Annotated in this window: 21 protein-coding genes, 1 tRNA gene and 2 pseudogenes; 7 read left to right on the forward strand and 17 right to left on the reverse strand. The window is 70.0% G+C overall.

The window, feature by feature from the left end; all coding sequences use genetic code 11:
* Positions 1-97: 97 nt before the first annotated feature.
* Genes ACFVWU_RS32745 through ACFVWU_RS32760 form a run of 4 tightly spaced genes read right to left on the reverse strand, consistent with a single transcriptional unit; the run spans position 98 to position 2166 of the window.
* On the reverse strand, positions 98-760 hold the full coding sequence (locus ACFVWU_RS32745) for an NADPH-dependent F420 reductase (protein WP_387627632.1): 663 nt from the start codon (positions 758-760) through the stop codon (positions 98-100).
* A 36-nt stretch (positions 761-796) separates the two neighbouring features.
* Positions 797-1090: a putative quinol monooxygenase gene (locus ACFVWU_RS32750; protein ID WP_387627633.1), complete on the reverse strand. Its 294-nt coding sequence runs from the start codon at positions 1088-1090 to the stop codon at positions 797-799.
* Between the two features lie 21 nt (positions 1091-1111).
* Positions 1112-1939 (reverse strand): helix-turn-helix domain-containing protein, encoded by an 828-nt coding sequence (locus ACFVWU_RS32755; RefSeq protein WP_387627635.1) that lies wholly within the window; start codon positions 1937-1939, stop codon positions 1112-1114.
* Positions 1940-1995: 56 nt separating this feature from the next.
* Positions 1996-2166 (reverse strand): hypothetical protein, encoded by a 171-nt coding sequence (locus ACFVWU_RS32760; RefSeq protein WP_387627636.1) that lies wholly within the window; start codon positions 2164-2166, stop codon positions 1996-1998.
* Positions 2167-2341: 175 nt separating this feature from the next.
* Here ACFVWU_RS32760 and ACFVWU_RS32765 point away from each other — a divergent pair.
* Positions 2342-2415: transfer RNA gene (locus ACFVWU_RS32765), tRNA-Met, on the forward strand.
* A 262-nt stretch (positions 2416-2677) separates the two neighbouring features.
* Here the strand turns inward: ACFVWU_RS32765 and ACFVWU_RS32770 are convergent.
* From ACFVWU_RS32770 to ACFVWU_RS32790, 5 genes are all read right to left on the reverse strand, one after another.
* Positions 2678-3301 (reverse strand): PASTA domain-containing protein, encoded by a 624-nt coding sequence (locus ACFVWU_RS32770; protein ID WP_387627638.1) that lies wholly within the window; start codon positions 3299-3301, stop codon positions 2678-2680.
* Positions 3301-3834 (reverse strand): SigE family RNA polymerase sigma factor, encoded by a 534-nt coding sequence (locus ACFVWU_RS32775; protein WP_387627659.1) that lies wholly within the window; start codon positions 3832-3834, stop codon positions 3301-3303. Before ACFVWU_RS32775 ends, ACFVWU_RS32770 begins: the two co-directional genes overlap by 1 nt.
* 222 nt (positions 3835-4056) lie before the next feature.
* Positions 4057-4176 (reverse strand): DUF6296 family protein, encoded by a 120-nt coding sequence (locus ACFVWU_RS32780; protein WP_387627640.1) that lies wholly within the window; start codon positions 4174-4176, stop codon positions 4057-4059.
* Positions 4177-4435: 259 nt separating this feature from the next.
* The gene (locus ACFVWU_RS32785) at positions 4436-5440 is read right to left on the reverse strand and encodes an amidohydrolase family protein (RefSeq protein WP_387627642.1); all 1005 of its coding nucleotides are present in this window, start codon (positions 5438-5440) and stop codon (positions 4436-4438) included.
* 101 nt (positions 5441-5541) lie between these two features.
* Positions 5542-5916: a cupin domain-containing protein gene (locus tag ACFVWU_RS32790; protein ID WP_387627643.1), complete on the reverse strand. Its 375-nt coding sequence runs from the start codon at positions 5914-5916 to the stop codon at positions 5542-5544.
* 120 nt (positions 5917-6036) lie between these two features.
* Here ACFVWU_RS32790 and ACFVWU_RS32795 point away from each other — a divergent pair, with 120 nt between their 5' ends.
* Both ACFVWU_RS32795 and ACFVWU_RS32800 read left to right on the forward strand, forming a co-directional pair.
* Positions 6037-6534, forward strand: a complete 498-nt coding sequence (locus ACFVWU_RS32795; RefSeq protein ID WP_387627645.1) for a MarR family winged helix-turn-helix transcriptional regulator — start codon at positions 6037-6039, stop codon at positions 6532-6534.
* 623 nt (positions 6535-7157) lie between these two features.
* Positions 7158-7604 (forward strand): aldehyde dehydrogenase family protein, encoded by a 447-nt coding sequence (locus ACFVWU_RS32800; protein WP_387627647.1) that lies wholly within the window; start codon positions 7158-7160, stop codon positions 7602-7604.
* On the opposite strand, the gene ACFVWU_RS32805 is transcribed toward ACFVWU_RS32800, so the two are convergent.
* Positions 7499-8425 (reverse strand): TIGR03620 family F420-dependent LLM class oxidoreductase, encoded by a 927-nt coding sequence (locus tag ACFVWU_RS32805; protein WP_387627649.1) that lies wholly within the window; start codon positions 8423-8425, stop codon positions 7499-7501. The two genes, ACFVWU_RS32800 and ACFVWU_RS32805, sit on opposite strands and share 106 nt — an antisense overlap.
* A 283-nt stretch (positions 8426-8708) precedes the next feature.
* Positions 8709-9080: a hypothetical protein gene (locus ACFVWU_RS32810; protein ID WP_387627650.1), complete on the reverse strand. Its 372-nt coding sequence runs from the start codon at positions 9078-9080 to the stop codon at positions 8709-8711.
* On the opposite strand from ACFVWU_RS32810, the gene ACFVWU_RS32815 reads away from it, so the two are divergent.
* Positions 9050-9883 carry an SDR family NAD(P)-dependent oxidoreductase gene (locus tag ACFVWU_RS32815; protein ID WP_387627652.1) on the forward strand — a complete coding sequence of 278 codons (834 nt, stop codon included), beginning with the start codon at positions 9050-9052 and terminating at the stop codon, positions 9881-9883. The two genes, ACFVWU_RS32810 and ACFVWU_RS32815, sit on opposite strands and share 31 nt — an antisense overlap.
* Before the next feature lie 309 nt (positions 9884-10192).
* Positions 10193-10486 (forward strand): annotated as a pseudogene (locus ACFVWU_RS32820) (IS701 family transposase); the annotation flags it as partial.
* A 551-nt stretch (positions 10487-11037) separates the two neighbouring features.
* On the opposite strand, the gene ACFVWU_RS32825 reads toward ACFVWU_RS32820, so the two are convergent.
* The 6 genes and pseudogenes from ACFVWU_RS32825 to ACFVWU_RS32850 all read right to left on the reverse strand — a co-directional run bounded on the left by ACFVWU_RS32825 (position 11038) and on the right by ACFVWU_RS32850 (position 15539).
* Positions 11038-12192 (reverse strand): Gfo/Idh/MocA family protein, encoded by a 1155-nt coding sequence (locus ACFVWU_RS32825; RefSeq protein WP_387627653.1) that lies wholly within the window; start codon positions 12190-12192, stop codon positions 11038-11040.
* The gene (locus ACFVWU_RS32830; protein ID WP_387627660.1) at positions 12189-12584 is read right to left on the reverse strand and encodes an oxidoreductase C-terminal domain-containing protein; all 396 of its coding nucleotides are present in this window, start codon (positions 12582-12584) and stop codon (positions 12189-12191) included. Before ACFVWU_RS32830 ends, ACFVWU_RS32825 begins: the two co-directional genes overlap by 4 nt.
* Positions 12558-13439: pseudogene (locus ACFVWU_RS32835) on the reverse strand (NAD(P)/FAD-dependent oxidoreductase); the annotation flags it as partial. The pseudogene ACFVWU_RS32835 and the gene ACFVWU_RS32830, both read right to left, overlap by 27 nt.
* Positions 13436-13654, reverse strand: coding sequence for a ferredoxin (locus ACFVWU_RS32840; protein WP_387627654.1), 219 nt, complete (start codon positions 13652-13654; stop codon positions 13436-13438). The pseudogene ACFVWU_RS32835 and the gene ACFVWU_RS32840, both read right to left, overlap by 4 nt.
* A gap of 36 nt (positions 13655-13690) precedes the next feature.
* The gene (locus tag ACFVWU_RS32845) at positions 13691-14929 is read right to left on the reverse strand and encodes a cytochrome P450 (RefSeq protein ID WP_387627655.1); all 1239 of its coding nucleotides are present in this window, start codon (positions 14927-14929) and stop codon (positions 13691-13693) included.
* A gap of 127 nt (positions 14930-15056) precedes the next feature.
* Positions 15057-15539, reverse strand: a complete 483-nt coding sequence (locus tag ACFVWU_RS32850; protein WP_387627656.1) for a MarR family winged helix-turn-helix transcriptional regulator — start codon at positions 15537-15539, stop codon at positions 15057-15059.
* A gap of 126 nt (positions 15540-15665) precedes the next feature.
* On the opposite strand from ACFVWU_RS32850, the gene ACFVWU_RS32855 reads away from it, so the two are divergent.
* Together ACFVWU_RS32855 and ACFVWU_RS32860 are read left to right on the forward strand one after the other, a co-directional pair.
* On the forward strand, positions 15666-16115 hold the full coding sequence (locus tag ACFVWU_RS32855; protein ID WP_387627657.1) for an ATP-binding protein: 450 nt from the start codon (positions 15666-15668) through the stop codon (positions 16113-16115).
* 23 nt (positions 16116-16138) lie between these two features.
* Positions 16139-17071: MFS transporter (locus tag ACFVWU_RS32860; RefSeq protein WP_387627658.1), on the forward strand; the 933-nt coding region annotated here is incomplete at its 3' end.

Below are 17071 nucleotides of genomic sequence, written 5' to 3' on the forward strand. Positions count from 1 at the left end.
GGAAGGCTGGGGAGCGGCCGGTCCGCCGGGCGTGCCTTGTCCGGCGGTTCAGCGAGGGGTGTGGAGGAGTCGTTGCTCGCAGGATTGTCCGGCTCGGTCAGTGGTCCTGCCCCAGCAGGCGGTATGCCACCCGGGGGTAGTGGTCGTAGCGGACGGCGATCTCGCGGGACAGCAGGGTCATGCGCTCGATCACCCGGTTGTTGCGCAGCGCGCCGCCGTCCAGGACCCGGAACGGCAGAGGGTCGAGCAGTTGTATGACGGCGGCCTTGGCCGCTTCGTCGTCGCCGGTGACCAGGAGGTCGCTGAGGCCCTCGGGGAACTGTGGCTGGTCGAAGACCACCCAGAAGATGTTCTTGAACGCGCCGATGACGTGGGCCGTGGGGGTCAGCTCGGCGAGCTGTTCGGCGGCCGAGGTGTCGTAGGCGGTGGTGAAGTCGGTGAAGTCCGGTGTGAAGGGATTCGCGAGCTGGACGAGGATCTTGCCGTCGAGGAGTCCGCGATGGCGGTCGACCAGTTCCTTCTCGTCCTGGTGCCATATCGCCAGGAAGATGATGTCGGCTTGCTTGATGGCGTCTGCGTGGTCTGCCGGTTGGACGCGGTCGTCAAGGCCGAGGCGTCGGATGGCGTCGGACGCGCGGCGCTCGTCCCGGCTGGCCCACAGGATGTCCCGGTGGTGGTGGGAGAGTGTGCCGGCAAGTGCCGTTCCCATACGGCCGGTTCCGATGACGGCGAGACGGGGTGAGGTGTTGGGGATGGACAAGGGGATCTCCGGTGCGAGGTGCTCGGTGTTGGGCGTTCAGCGGACGAATCCGGTGACCACGTCGGTGAATTCGACCTGCGGTTCACCGGCCAGGAGCTCCGGGAAGCGCGCCAGCAGACCGGTCACGTAGGAGGCGGCGAAATGGGCGTCGCACGCCGCGCGGTCGGCGTACCGCTCCGAGACCAGGAACCGGCCGCCCTCCTGGCGGCCGACCGTGTAGGCCACCGCCCCCTGCTCCTCCCGGGAGCGCTCCGCCACCTCTCGCAGGGCCGCCTCGAGGACGTCCTCCTGCCCGGGCCTGGCCTGCAGGATCGCCACCACCATGGTCATCGCAACTGCCCTTTCTCTCGGTCAGTGCCCAGCCTGACCGGGACCGCGCAGCCGCTCATAGTAGAAATGCGACAGGCCCTGGCCCAGCAGTGCGGTCGGGCGCTGGCCGGTGAAGTGTCGGAACTCACGGATGAAGTGGTTCTGGTCGTAGTAGCCCGCTTCCAACGCGCTCGGCAGGTACCGGCGTTGATCCGACAGCAGCAGGGTGCGGGTGAGCTTCTGGAACCTGGCCAGGCGCTGGAACCCTTTCGGGCCCACCCCCACCGCCGATGGGAACGCTCGCTGCAGCCGCCGGGGGCCGACCCCGAACTGCTCGGCGAGTGAGTCCACCCGGATGCCGCCGGGGCGGCGGTAGACGAGGCGCACTGCGGCGTCCATCCATGGGTCGGCCCGGTGGTGGCCGGCGAGCAGCCCGGTGAGGAACCTGTTGAGGACGTCCGTGCGCGCGCCCGGATCGGTGGCCAGGCGCACTTCTTCGGTCATCCGCCGGCCGTCCGGGCCCCACAGGTCTGTGGCGCTCACCACCTGGTCGGCCACGTCGTCGACCCCTCTCGTGAGGAAGTGGCGCAAGGCACCGGCCCGGAACCGCACGGCCACGAAGCCGACCGGCGCTCGCGAGGTCAGTGACCAGCGCGTCTGCCGTAGGCAGACCAGGTGCGCGGCGGGCAGCGGCTTCGACGGCAGCCCGTTCGCTCCGCACAGGTCAACCCCACCCGTCCAGTGGATCCACAGTTCGGCGCCCGTCCCGGGCAGCAGCTGCGGCAGGTCGCCGGCGTCCCCCTCACACCACCAATACCGTTCGACGAAGGCTCGCAGAGCCGGCTCCGGTGACGCGTACTCGATCCGCATGATGCCTCCCGTTGTTGGTACGACCCGTGACCGTCCGGCCTGGATCGATGATCGTCTCAGTGGCCCCATTCCGGGAGAGTCGTGCCGGAGCGGCCCACCCGCAGCCGGCCCAGCCTCGCCCACATCTTCTCCGCACTCGCCTGCGGCGCGTGCAGCCGGCGCAACTGCTCGACGGTAGCCAGGCGGAACTGGAACAACGACGCCGGCACCGCCCAGTCGATCTCCATCGCCCTGACCGGCAGCCGAGCACCCCGTTTCAGCCACCGACCGGCCCCCAACAACCACCGAGACCGCCGACCACCGGTCCCCGGCCAGCGCCCTGCTCCGGACCATCTGACGAACGCACACCGAGAAAAACGGTAGGGAGCGCTCTACCGAGTGCCGTAGAGTAAAGGCCACCGACGCGGGGTGGAGCAGCTCGGTAGCTCGCTGGGCTCATAACCCAGAGGTCGCAGGTTCAAATCCTGTCCCCGCTACGAACGTGAAGGCCCGGCTTCCGCCGGGCCTTCACTGTGTCCGGAGCCGTGCGGCTCGCCCCCCCTTCACCAGCCCCCGCCACCAGGCCTGCCCGCCCATCGGCCTCACCGGAAGCTGGGCACCGCGCTTCGACCCCCGGCCCGCGTCGGTTTCCGGCCGGTCACCGCCGCCCTGCTGATCGCCGAGCCGGTCTGACGCGACTGGTCGGCGCTCACCGGCGGCGACCTGTAGAGCCATCCGCCGGCTTTGGGGCCGGCGACGTCAGGGCTTCCCCTTGGAGACGAAGAGGGTGACGGCGGTGCCCGGGGCGACGGCGGTACCGGGCCTCGGGTCGCTGCTGATCACCGCGCCGGCCGGGGTCTTCCAGTCGGTGAAGTTCTGGACATGGTCGATCTTCAGTCCGGCTTCCGTGAGGACCTTCTCGGCCTGGGCCTGGGGCATGCCAAGGACCGTGGGGACGATGACCGAGGGGTCGCCGGGCGCCGGCTCGGTGCGAGTGCCGGGAGAAGGCATGGCGCTTCCCATCGGAGACTCGGGGGAAGCGGTGGCGGAGGTGTCGGGGGCGGGGGAAGCGGTGGGGGTCGGCTCCGGCGGTGCGGGCGAGGGTGTCCCGGAGGCTACGGGCGGGGCGGAGGCAGGCCGAACCGGGGACTGGTCGGAGCCGTGCAGGGCGAAGGCGGTGCCCGCGGTCAGGACGATGGCGGCCGCCGATGCCGTGACCGCGAGCAGTGCGCGCCGACGGCGGGTGCGGCGCAGGATGGCGGTGCCGTCGAACGCGGGGGGGCGTGTGTCGTTCGCGAAGTTGTCCATGGCCTGGATCAGTGCCTCTCTCAGGTCGGAGTCCGGGGTGGAGCCGAAGTGGCCGTCGGGCGGGAACGAGGTCATCACGCACCTTCGAACTGGGGCAGAGAAGTGGGCCGGTCGTCGCCCGGTGCGGGCGCGGGCGGTTCGGACCGGGGCACCGCGGTGCGCAGTTTGGCCAGCCCGCGGGCGAGTTGCGAGCGCACGGCGGAGGGTGAGATCCGGAGTGTCTCGGCGATCTCCTGGTCGCCCATGTCATGCAGGTAGTGCAGCACCACGACGGTGCGCATCCCGATCGGCAGGGCGTGAAGCGCCTGGACCAGTTCGTCGCGAAGGTCCACGAGCCGGTACGGGTCACGGGGGTCCGCGAGGTCCGCGAGGTCCGGGCGTTCACCGGCCCGGCGGAGTCTGCGCCACCGGTCGTTGGCCAGGTTGACCACGATCCGGCGCACGTAGGCCTCCGGCGAGTCCGCGACGGCCACCCGGTTCCAGTGCCGGCAAGCCTTCTCCAGCGCCTCCTGCAGCAGGTCCTCCGCACTGTCCTGACTTCCGGTCAGGATGTAGGCGGTCCGGAACAGTGCTGCGGAGCGCTGCTGGACGAACTCGACGAAGTCGATCCGCCGGGTGTCCCTACCGCGCCGGCCCAGCCTCACCAGCCAACCGCCGATGCACTCATGTTCTCTCCTTCAACGTTCCCGCACCCATGACGGCCCCGCGCAGCGCCCTGCTGCACCAAAGCCCCCGAAGTGACACGCATCACCTCGGCCGGCGGTCCGGAACGCCCGACGCCCCACCGACAGCCCGAAACGGCAGCTGGGGCACCGGCCCACCGGGTGTGGTCAAGGAAGGGCGACGGCGGCCACCGGCTGCTTCTGGGCACCGCCGTCGGTGTCCAGGAGGCGGGCGGCACGGTCGTGCTCGATCACCGCGCGCACCGTGCCCACCAGGTCCTCGTACACCGGAACACCCCGACCAAGCCCGGGGTCCGGTGCACGACCACGACTTTCGGCGGGGCGGCGGGGCGCGCATGCCCGCCACGTCCTCGGCCGGCAGAGTCAGCGTGTAGCGCTGCGCAGGCTCCGTCCTCTGGCCTTGCCCCAGAGCGACGTCGTACGCCGCGTGGTCGGGCCGGGGTGGGTGACGGGTGCGTCCGGGCGCGCCAGTGCGAGTTGGGCCCGCGCCGAAGCATCGCCACGGACGGACGGACGGGCGGCGGGCTCAGGCAAGCCGTGCGGCGAGGTGTGGAAGGAGGGGGAGCGCGTTGTCGGCCTCGATGAGGCGGTGGACGCTGTCGGTGATGCCCGGGTAGTCGCGCAGGCCGTGGGCGTTGGCGGTGATGAGGGGTTCGGGGCTGAAGGGGTAGTCGGTGCCGAACAGCAGGTGGCTGGGGTCGGCGGTTTCCAGCAGCGTGGACAGGGAGTGCGGGTTCGCTCCGAGGGCGAGGTCGTAGTAGAGGCCGCGCAGTTGCGCCGACACGGTGTCGGGGGTGAGGTCCGTGCCGGGGGTGAGGGCGGGTTGTGCGGCGAAGGTGGAGATGCGCCAGGCGAGGGCTGGTACGGCTCCCCCGGCGTGCGGAAGGATGATCTTCAGGTGGGGGTGGCGGGTCAGCGTGCCGGTGTAGATGAGGTGGGTGACCGTACGGGCGACGTCGAAGACGAATTCGATAAGCGGTGCGGGACGGCCCAGCCCGGTCTGTGCGAAGCAGACGGGGGTGGTGGGGTGGAGCAGCACGGTGGCGTGGCGTCGGTCGAGTTCCGCCAGGATCGGTTCGAGTGCGGGCTCGCCGGGATGGCTGCCGTCGTAGTTGGTCGCCAGGATGACACCGTCGAGCCTCAGCACGTCCAGGGCGTGGGCGATCTCTGCCAGGGCCGCGTCCACGTCGGGCAGCGGCAGGTGTGCCAGGGCTGCGAAGCGGCTCGGGTGCTGCTCGATGACCTGGGCGGCCGCGTCGTTGAGACGACGGGCCAGGGCCGGTGCTCCGGCGGTTCCGGTGAGGCGGTGGGCGGTGGGTGAAGGGACCGAGAGCACCTGCGCGGTGATGCCCTGACGGTCCATGAACTCCAGTGCCGCCTCCGGGCTCCAGGAGGGGATGGGAATACCGCCGTCGAAGCTGGTCAGTCCGACGGCCGCGGCTGCCCTGAGGTAGGCATCGGGCAGGAAGTGGACGTGCACGTCGATGCGGGTGGCGGCGGTCAGGATGGTCCGCTCAGTGGTCTGCTCCACTCTTCTGCGCCTTGTGCCCATGGGGTTGCTGCTTCTGCTTGGTAGGGCCACTGCCGGCCGAGGCATGGCGGAGCAGCGGGTGTTCCGTTGGCCGTGTCGGTTCACTGGGCCCACGGCGGGGGGAACGTCGCGTCGCCGACCGTGGCCTTCATCCCGGCCGAGGTCATCGCGGCGAGTGAGGCGGGGTGTTCGGTGCAGGCGTTGCGGATCTGCAGCTGCGCGCCAGCGGGGACGATGATCGCGTCGCCGTCCCCCGCATTGACCTCCACTCCTGCGATGGTGGCCGAGACCTTGCCGCTGACGACCACGAAGACCTCTTCGCGGTCCATCGAGTGCGCCTCGCTGGCCGCCCCCGGGGCGATCTCCAGCGCCCAGATCGCGAGTTCCACGCTCCCGCGGGAGGGCACGGCCAGCGGGCGGAAGGTGAAGCCGTCGCGGTCGAACACCTTGGCATCGGCAATGGTCGACAAAGGCATGGATTCCTCCAAAAGTAGTCAACTGGACTGACTGGTTTGACGATAGGTCAGGCCAACGAAAAAGGTCAACCAAACTGACTATGATGGTCGAGCACGCCTCACCCGCCCAGGAGCAATGCCATGCAGACCCACCCCGACCCGGCCACCGGTAGCACGGACCGCAGAGCCGGCGAGGTGCCGCTGATGCTCGCGATGACCTTCCGCGCCATGACCGACCATCTGCACGCCCGACTGGCCGAGTCGGGGCGCGAGCCCCTTCGCCCCGCGCACGGCTATGCCTTCCGCTACCTCGCCGACCACCCGGGGGCCACCACGGTCGACCTGGCGGCCCACCTTGGCGTAACCAAACAATCCGCGTCCAAGACCGTCGCCGAACTTGCCGACTGGGGCTACCTCCAACGCCACCCCCACCCCACCGACCGACGCGCACACGTCCTGCAACTGACCGACCGAGGACAGGAATACCTCCGACTCGCCGACCAGCTGTGGAGCGAGACCGAGCAGCAATGGGCCGAACTCATCGGCGCCGACCGCCTCGACGCCATCCACCACGACCTGCGCACCTACCTCGACCACCTGCCCGGCGGTCACCCGGCCAGCCTCCGACCGGTCTGGTGAACCACCCGCCAGGGCGGCCGTCCACCGTCACAGCCGCTCGGGAGCCACGCCGCCCCGTCCGCGAGGCAAAGCGCCGCGATGGCCGCCCGTGCCTGCGCCTACGCCGTTCGTGGCCGGCCTCGCTGCGGCGCACCACCACCTATACCCGGGGCGCCGCGCGCAGCTCCTCCACCTTCCACAGGCCATCGCTGCCGGCGGCGGCCTCGACCAGGATCGGGTGGGCGCGCAGTGCTTCGACGACCGGCGGCCTCGGCGACGGCCGGGCCGGCGGAGCGATGGGTGGGTAGCGGTGGACGGGCAGTCAGTGCTGCTGCCAGCTGAGGTTCGTGGCGATGGCCGTGAGCTGGTCGATGGTCAGCGCGGGCGTGCCCCCCTGGATATCGTAGCGTTGCTGCCGTTGGTCTCGTCGATGGTGACCGCGTCGGCACGATCGGATCCTCGCCCGGCCACCATCCAAGCACCAGGCCAGCCCCCGGGTACCCGCAAGCGGCACGGCATGTGGACGAGGCCGCGGCCCTGATCAGCGGCGCTCGGACTCAGAGTTTGAACATCGCGGTGTACGGCGAAGGTGATGCGCACCTGCCGCGATCCGCTCCGGCGCGCTGGCCGAACGCTTCCCCGCGGTGTTCCCCTCCGGCCAGTGCAGCGACTCCGCCCGGCGGCTGGACGTCGGGATGGTGCTCGTCAACAACTACTTCCGCGGCATTCTCAGCACCCCCTTCGGGGGCACCAAGCACAGCGGCTACGGACGCGAACACGCCATCGAAATGCTGTGCGAGTTCACCTACCGGAAGATGATCCGCTTCCCACCGGCTGGTCCCGTGACAGGGAAGTTTGAGCGGCGTCAGCAAAGTTTGAGTGGCGCCGGTCACTTCTTCATGCGGCTGAGCGCGAAGGTCCTCGGTCTTCGCCGATGGGGATATCCGCCTGAGAGCTGCCGCCGGCGGGCGGCTGCTCGGCGGGTTCAGCTTGGCATCAGGGCGGGGGCGAGGAGGCGCAGGTCTTGCAGTTGCCGCTGCAGGGTGTCGGCGATGGGCTGCACGGCGACATGGTCGGCACCGGCCTGGTAGTGCTCCCGGATGCGCTCGGCCAGCGTCTCCGGGGTGCCCCAGGGCACGACCGCGTCGATGAGTTTGTCACTGCCTCCGTCGTCGAAGTCGGCCTCTGTGAAGCCCAGTTCGCGCAGGCTGTTGAGGTAGTTGGGCAGGCGCAGGTAGACGGCCGCGTAAGCGCGGGCGGTGGCGCGCGCCCGCTCGGGGTCGGTGTCGACCACCACGGCCTGCTCGGGGGCGAGCAGCAGGTCGGGGCCGAGCGTTGCGCGCGCCCGGCGGGTGTGTTCGGGTGTGACGAAGTACGGGTGAACGCCCTGGGCCCGGGTGGCGGCGAGCTCCAGCATCTTCGGGCGCAGTGCGGCGAGCACGCGGGGCACCGGCTCGGGGTTCGGCGCGTAGAAGGGCGTGGCGTCCATCGCGTCCAGGTAGGCGCGCATGTCGGACAGCGGTGTGCTGGAGTCGTGTCCGCGGGCGCTGACGAGAGGCCGGTGGCTGACGCCGAGGCCGAGCACGAAACGGCCCTGCCATGCCTCGTGCAGGGTTCTGGCGCCGTTGGCCGCCGCCGTCGCGTCGCGTCCGTAGATGGTGGCGATCCCGGTGGCGACCATCAGGCGCCGGCTTGCGGACAGCAGCAGGGCCGCATGGGTCAGCGCCTCCTTCCCGATGGGGGGCTCGTCGATCCACAGCGTCCCGTAGCCGAGGTCCTCGATGGTTGCGACGGCACGCCGCTCCTCGTCCGCCGTCACCGCGGACAACGACGCGAGCCATACCCCGGTGCGGCCCAGGCGCTGTTTCAACGCGGGCAGGTCTGTGAGCAAGGTGGTGATGCGTTCAGCCATGGGGTGCACTCCGCACTGTTCCTGGGCTTGGGTACAGCAGCCTGGCACTTCCTCGATTCACGGCGAGATTAGCCTAATTCTGACGATATGTTACGCAACGCCGGTGTTGCCGCCTGCGGCAACCACCAGGGGTGTCCTGTGTGTATGCGTAGACGGTCAGTTTCGGCAGGCCGACACCCTGAGACCGGCATCACTCAAACTTCCCTGGACGAACACCAGGTCCGCTGTCCGTTCTCAACGAAGCCAGTCGCCGTCTCATCCAATCCAGTCAAGCTATTGCCGGTCAGGCGTGCGGTGACAGGCCGTCGTCCACAGGGACGTTCTGGGCTTCCAGCCTGATGCCGGGGTTCCTGGCCTGCTCAAGGATCAAGGCGGCGAAGTCCTCCTCGATGTGCCCCGCCCCGATGGCACCCGCGCGCCCTCCAAAGGGCTTTCGGCGTTCGCCTCCCGCCCACTCGACCGCTCTCAGGTCGTCTGTCCCGGCCACCGTCCCTGGGCCATACGGGTCGTCGAGTGCCGCCGTTCGATGGATGCGACGGTCGGGTCCGATGCGGCTGTCGTCCGGCTGAGACACCTTCCTTGTGGGCGTACCGGCGAATACGCCCCAGCCCGAAGAGGAACCCAGTGTCGTGGGGGTTCCGAACCGCTTACCCATCGTTCACCTGGGTGGTTGCAGGAAGGACCCTCGACGTGTCTGATCCCGTCGTCCTCATCACGGGCGCGCTCACCGGCATCGGCCGCGCCACCGCCTTCGCTTACGCCCGTCAAGGCGCGAACCTCGTGGTCTCCGGCCGCCACGAGGACGTGGGTGAGCTGCTCGTCAGGGAACTCTCCGACCTCGGCGCCCCGGCCGAGTTCGTGCGTGCCGACGTCCGCTTCGACGCCGATGTGAAGGACCTCGTCGATCGCGCGGTCGCGCGGTTCGGGCGGATCGATGTCGCCTTCAACAACGCCGGCACCGAGGGAACACCCGGCCCTGTCACCGAAGTGACCGATGAGGCCTACCAGGCCACCTTCGACACCAACGTCAAGGGAACACTGCTCTGTCTGAAACACGAGTTCCGGATCATGAGGGAACAGGGCGCAGGCAGCATCGTCAACGTCAGCTCCACCCTCGGCCTGATGGGCTATCCCGGGGCGGCCTTGTACGTCGGGAGCAAGCACGCCGTCGTCGGCATCACCAAGTCGGCCGCACTCGAAGGCGCCGCTCACGGTATCCGGGTCAACGCGGTCGCGCCCGGCTACACCCGGACCCCCATGTACGAGCGGTTCACCGGCGACGACACGGCGCGTGAAGCGGTCGATTCGGTGCTGCCCATGCACCGGCCGGGCACCCCGGAGGAGATCGCCCAGGCCGTCCAGTACCTGGGTTCCGACAAGGCGAGCTACGTCACCGGGCACATCCTCCTTGTCGACGGCGGCCTCATGGCGGGTGGCCCCCTGTTCCCGAGCACGTGAATCGCGAGGTCGGCGCAGGCCGTGTCGGCCTCGGCGGCGCGCCCGCTCGACGGGATGTTCCGGTGCTCATCATGCCCAAGCGGGGGCCCGCAGCACACGAGCGACATCAAAGGTCACTGACATTGATCACGCCGCTCCCCGAGAAACGGCTCCCGAGGTCACGACGAAACGACTTCCTCAGAAACTGACACGGCCACTCGCTCGGGTTCAGGCGCAACTGTAGGCACTCCAGGCGGGTGACCGCGCGCCTGGCCCAGACTGCATCGACTGGGTTGGATGAGACGGCGACCGGCTTCGGTGAGAACGGACATCCGCCGCTGGGACTCCTGGCGCCGCTGGGTCACCCTCGCCCTGCTCGCCCATGCCTTCCTCGCCATTTCCGCCGCCCTCGAACGCCAGGGCCAGGCCAGGGCCGACGACGGGACCAGCCCCGACGGACTGATCCCGCTCACCTGCAACAAGATCCAGCGCCTCTTCACAGCCCTGACCGCGCAGACCGCTCACGACCTCGCCCACCGACTGCGCTGGTCCACCTGGCGCCGACGCCACCAAGCTCGCGTCCGACACAGCCGCTACCGCCGACAAGCCGACCTTCAACCATGAAGATCACATCTGGAGCATTAGGCTGCAGTCGAAGCGTCCCGGTAAATCCGAAGAAGCCAGGAAGATTCCGGAAGGGCGTGACCTCACGGGTGGACGCCCTTTGCGGCCGTTGATCTGTCTGCCGCCGTCAAAGCCGCGGCTGTCGGCGCCGACGACGGGACGCGGAGCCGCGCGCGGGTGTGATCGACTCGCAGTCGGTCAAGGCGGACGCCTTTGCACCGTCGCCCATGCTCCGAGCCACTCCCCTCCCGTTGCAGTTCTCGGCAGTCGCCCCGCGGCCGCTCGGCTCCAGCTTGTTACGTACCTGCCCGATATGACACGTGGTCCGGCCGCCGGACCCGAGTAGCGCGCAGACTCGGGGCCGTGCCGACGAGGCTTGTGGCGCGAGAGCACCGAGGCGGGCGGAGGCTGAGCGACGGAGAGCTGCGGCCTGGCCGCCTATGCCGTCATGGCGGTGGGGGCGCTTTGCGGCGCCCTCGTGGTGCCTGGGCCCTGTGGGCTTCATACTTGACGCTGAGTGCTTCCGCCACATCAGCCTGTAGGGCAGCTTTCTACGGGCGCTGCTCCGCGAGCGTGACCTTCCGGCCGGTCCGTGCCGCCTCTCGGATCTGTTCCAGCATGCGGTGCCGCCGGACGGCGTGTTGGAAGTCGGGAACGCCGTCAGTGTCCGGCGCGAGGGTTCCGGTGATCTGGTCGCGGAGAAGCGCGTACGCATGGGCGACGTTGTAGGCGGGCTCGGCGGATCGCTCGGTCCAGTGTGTCAGCGACCGCTGGTAGCGGGCGGGGACCGGGAGTTCGGCCAAGCCGCTGTCGTTGCCTCGGGCGCCGTACAGGCGCAGCCGCCCCATCCACCACAGGTCGTGGTCGGCCTTCACGACGAGGTCGCCACCGGTGCCGTTGATCTCCCAGTGGAAGCCGGTGGCGCGGGACGTGCCGCCGCGGAAGTGCATCGTGGCCACGGCCCCCGATTCGAGCAGACCGGTCACGGCGATCTGGTCCTCGGTGCTCTTGGCCGCGACCGCTCCGCTGGTCACGTGGGTGACCTCGGGGCGCAGGTTCTCGATGTGAGCCGATGCCTCGCGGAACTCGCCGAGCACCATGGTCAGCGCGTCGACCGAGTGTCCGAAGGGGATCGACAGCAGGGTGGCGCCGCTTGTGACGTCCAGCACGTACGCGTGGTCGTCGTCGTAGGTGGCGCCCCAGGGCCCGCCCCAGCCGAGCATGCTGGTCGACAGCACCCGCCCCACGTAGCCCTCGGCGACCAGGTCGCGCAGGTACCGAAGCGGTGGAGCCGACCGGGCCTGCAGGCCGACGGCCGTCAGCAGCCCCCTGCGGTGCGCGAGGTCGGCCAGTTCCTCGGCCTGCGCGAGGTCGGCACCGAGTGGCCACTCGCTGAACACCGTCTTTCCCGCCTCGAGTGCGGGTCGGATGAGCTCGAGGTGGTGCGGAACCTTCACCGTCACGACCACGAGGTCGACTTCCTCGCTGTGGGCGAGTTCCTCCGCGCTGCTGAAGGTCAGCGGGACTGCGTACTTCTTGCCGGCCGCGCGCGCCGATTCGGCGCTGCTGGCGCTGAGGGCCCGCAGCTCGTAACCGTCGAGCCCGGTCAGTGCCGGCACATGGGCGGTGTCCGCCCACCCGCCGCGCGCGCTCAGGCCTACGACACCGACGCGGATCGGTCGCTGACGTGGGGACGCGGATGTCATGAGTACACCCCAAGTGTTCGAGGTCGTATGTTCTTCCAGCAACGATCAACAGCGAGTGGAGGACACGGCCCGGCGTCCGTGACGGCGGTCCAGGGTGCGTGTTCGACGACCAGCCGGCGCAGCATGCGCAGTTCGCGGGGGGCGTTCCAGCCGAGCACGCCGGCCACCACTCCTCGGTGGCCGTAGGCGGCGGTGAAGCGGCCGTTGGACGGGTCGCCGGAGATGACTCGCAGGTCCGCGTCGGGTGGGAAGATGCCGTACGCCTGGATCCTGGTGTTGTACTGGTCTGTCCAGAAGTAGGGCACGGCGGCGAACGGGGTGGCGTCGCCGAGCAGGTTTCCGGCCGCGGCGATGGCCTGTTCGGTGGCGTTCATCCGGTGCTCCAGTCGCATGCGGGTGCCGAAGTGCGGGTTGTGCCAGGAGGCGACGTCACCGGCGGCGTAGATGCCGGGTGCGGCCTGGCACAGCGCGTCGCACTCCACCCCGTCCGCGAGGCGCAGGCCCGAGCCGGTCAGCCAGCCGGTCGCGGGAGTGGCGCCGAGGGCCAGGACGACGACGTCGGCCGGCAGCGTGGTGTCGTCGCCGAGTTCCACCCTGGTCACCCGGCCGCCTGTGCTGCGCAGTCGGCGCACCGGGATACCGCAGCGCAGGCGGGTGCCGTGGGCGCGGTGCAGGTCGGCGACGAGGGCGCCGATGCGGTCGCCGAAGGGGTGGCGCACCGGGACCGGCTCCGGCTCGACCACAGTCACTTCCAGGCCCATGGTCCGGGCTGCCGCGGCGACTTCGGTGCCGAGGAATCCGGCGCCCACCACGACCACCCTGGGCCCGGCAAGCAGTGCGGCGCGCAGGGCGAGGGCGTCGTCGAGCGTGCGCAGGACGTGCACCCCGGCCAGGTCGCTGCCGGGCAGGCGCCGGGGGACCACCCCCGTGGCAATGATCAGACCGTCGAAGCGGATGCTCTCGCCGTCGATCAGGTGCACCCGGCGGTGCGCGACGTCGAGGGCGGTGGCGGGCTGTCCGAGGCGCAGGTCGGCCGCCAGGCGCGCCAGGTCCTGCGGAGAGCGCAGGAGAGCCCGCTCGGCGGGTTAGCTGCCCGTCAGGATCTGCTTGGACAGCGGTGGCCGATCGTAGGGCGGACGGGGCTCGTCGCCGATCAGGGTGAGCTCGCCGTCCCAGCCCCGGCGGCGGAGGGTCTCGGCCGCGGTCAGGCCCGCGGCCGAGGCCCCGACGATGACGATCCGCTTCACTGTTCGCCCTCCCGATTCTCCTGTTCCGCCAGCCAGATCGCCTGGGCCGGGCAGAGGGTGGCGGACTGCCGGACGTCGTCGAGCAGGTGGTCGGGCGGGGTCTCGGTGAGCAGGACGACGATGCCGTCCTCCTCACGCTGGTCGAACACCTCGGGTGCGGTCAGGACGCACTGGCCGGAGGCGACGCACTTGTGCTGGTCGACGATGACCTTCATCGGAATCCTCCTCGTCCGCGCGGCACTTGGCCGCGCTCACCAGGTGATGGGCAGCTCGTAGACGCCATAGACGGTCCCGTCGTGTTTGAACGGGATCCGGTCGAGGGCCACCGCGAGCCGAAGGGTGGGGATGCGGCGGTAGAGGGTGCCGTAGACGACCTGCAGCTCGACCCGGGCCAGCGGCTGGCCCAGGCACTGGTGGACGCCGAAGCCGAAGGCCACGTGGTGGCGGGGGTTGCGGCCGACGTCCAGCCGGTCGGCGTCGGGGAAGGCGGCGGGATCGCGGTTGCCGATGTCGTTGGCGAGGACGACGCCTTCGCCGGCGTGGATGGTGACCCCGCGGATCTCGATGTCCGCCAGGGCCACGCGGCGCCGTCCGCCGTGCACGATGGTCAGGTAGCGCAGGAGCTCCTCGACCGCCGAGGCGACGGCCTTCGGATCCTCGCTCGCGCGCAGCCGGGTCAGCTGATCAGGGTGTCGCAGCAGGGCCAGGGTGCCCAGTGCGATCATGTTCGCCGTGGTCTCGTGCCCGGCGATCAGCAGCAGCATCCCCATGTTGGCCGCTTCGCGCCGGGAGAGCTCGCCGTCCCTGACCCGCCCGGCCAGCGTGGAGAGCAGGTCGTCAGCCGGGTGGGCGAGCTTGTCGCCGATCAGCCGGTCCAGGTAGTCGACCAGCTGCTGGGTGGCCGCCCGGGCCTGCGCCGGCGTCGTGGTCCGTTTGACCAGGATCCTGCTGTTGGCCTGGAAGAAGTCGTGGTCGGTGTACGGGACGCCGAGCAGCGCACAGATCACCAGTGAGGGCACCGGCAGCGCGAACGCCTGGACCAGGTCGACCGGCTTGGGCTCGGCGAGCATGACGTCGATCAGATCGTCCACGATCTTCTGAATGGCCGGCCGCATCGCCTCCACCTGCCTGATGGAAAAGGCCGCGGTGACCATCCGGCGCAGCCTGGCGTGCTCCGGATCGTCCATGGTGATGAAGGTCCGCGACTGCGTCCGGCGCTCCTTCGCGGCCGGGCTCTGGTGGGGGTAGTGCGGGTGGGTGCTCTCCGAGCTGATCCGGGGATCGGACAGCAGGGCCCGCACGTCCTCGTAACGGGCGACCAGCCACGGGGTGCTGCCGTCCCACAGCCGCACCCGGCTGATCGGGGCTTCGGCCTGCAGGGTTCGCAGGGCCGGCGGTGGGTCGAACGGGCAGCCGGCCGCCCGGGGCATGGGGTAGTCCGGTACCTGCACCGACGGCACCTCGATGCCCGATGCCGAGATGGTGTTCATGGTTCTCCGCCCTTCCGGTAGTCCGTCAGGAGGGCAGGTGGCAGGACCGGGGCCTGGCGTGCGCCGGGGCAGCGGAGCGGATCCCACCGCCTGCGGGAGGAGACGCCGAAGAGCGCGGCCCGGAGGCTCAGGAAGCCGCTCCGCCAAGAGTGGCGCGGGGCGACGGGCCGTCCCGGAGCATGCGGCGGACAATGGGCAGGGCCGTGTGCACGGCCTCGCTCAGCGCGTGCACGTCCTGCTCGGGCAGCTCGGCCAGCAGGCCGGTCACCCGGGCCCGCTGCGCGCGGCGGCGCTCGGACAGCAGCTCGTGCCCGGCATCCGTGATGGCGACGAGGCAGACACGCCCGTCCGTGGGATCCGCTGACCGTGACACCAGGCCCTGGCGTTCCAGCCGCTGGACCAGCGCGGTCATCGACGGCTGGGCGATGCCTTCCGCCGCTGCCAGCGCGGTCAGCCGGATCGGACCCTCCTGGCCCAGCCGGCCGAGCACCGCGACCGTGGTCAGGCTCATGCCCTGCCGGTCCGACAGGAGATGTCTGACCAACCTGGTGGCCAGCTCGTTCAGCTCCGCCGCCACCTCCGGGAGACCCTCTTCGGGTGTCTCATCCATACCTCATCTATACCACCCATCTATATTGACTGTCTATATAGGTGAGTGATATAGATGGGAAGTGGATCGTTAGGGATTCTGGTCACAACCGAGGCGCCGCCACGGCGCCGGAAGAAGGTGATGACCGTGATCTACTCCCTCGCCCCGCACATCTCCCCGCGGCCGGCCGCTGCCCGGCGCCCGCGAGCACCGGACCGGGCGTGGCCCCTGGCGCACCGCCCGGAAGCCGCCAAAGCAGCCCGCAGGATCGCCCAAGCGGTCCTCGCACAGTGGCGGGTCACCGACGAGACGGCCGACACGGTGCTGCTGACCGTCTCGGAACTCGTCACCAACGCCGTTGAACACGCCGAGCCCCCACTGCACCTCCGACTGAGCCGTGCCCCGGACACCCGGCGGGTGCGCATCGAGGTCTCCGACGGAGGCCCTGCCGCCACGGAGGGCGACTGGGCAGCCGGCTGCACCCGCGGCGAGCACGGCCGCGGCCTGCGAATCATCGACCGGCTCACCGCCGCGCACGGCGACCGCGCGGAGCCCGGACACGCCGTCCACTGGGCCGACGTCGCCGTCGCGGCCTGACCCGACCGACGTTGGGAGTGCTCATGGACGCCGCACGGGCCGGCAACGCCGCCGCACGCGTCACGGGTGAACGGTACAAGTGGGTCGCGCTGTCGAACACGACGATGGGTGTGCTGATCGCGTCCGTCGACGCCTCGATCGTGATCATCTCGCTGCCCGCGATCTTCCGCGGCATCGGTCTGGACCCGCTCGCCCCGGGCAACATCGGCTACCTGCTGTGGATGATCCTGGGCTATCTCCTGGTCACCGCGGTGCTCGTGGTCGCCTTCGGCCGGCTCGGGGACATGTTCGGCCGGGTCCGGATGTACAACCTCGGCTTCGCGGTCTTCGCGGGCGCCTCGCTCGCCCTCTCCCTCGACCCGCTGCGCGGTGGCCCCGGCGCCCTGTGGCTCATCGGCTTCCGCATCGTGCAGGCGGTCGGCGGGGCCATGCTGATGGCGAACTCGGCGGCGATCCTCACCGACGCCTTCCCCGCCCGTCAACGGGGGATGGCCCTGGGGATCAACCAGATCACCGCGCTCGCCGGCCAGTTCCTGGGGCTGCTCGCCGGCGGTCTGCTGGCCACCATCGACTGGCGTGCCGTCTTCTGGGTGAGCGTCCCGATCGGTGTGGCCGGCACCCTCTGGTCGTACCGCAGTCTGCGCGAGATCGGCTGCCGCAAGCCAGGACACATCGACTGGCTCGGCAACCTCACCTTCACCGCGGGGGCCGGCGCCCTCCTCGCCTCGATCACCTACGGCATCCAGCCCTACGGCGGCCACTCGACCGGCTGGACCAACCCCTACGTGCTCGGTGGCCTGGCGACGGGCACCGCGCTGCTCGTCGCGTTCTGCGTCGCACAGACCAAGGTCGCCGACCCGATGGGAGGTTTCCCCCGGAACGTGGACACCCTGGACACTTGGATCGTGATGATCCGGAGAACAGGAGTTCCCGTTGGGGACGTACAAGTACTCGGC

This window comes from Kitasatospora sp. NPDC058190 (assembly GCF_042883685.1).
GTDB lineage: Bacteria > Actinomycetota > Actinomycetes > Streptomycetales > Streptomycetaceae > Kitasatospora.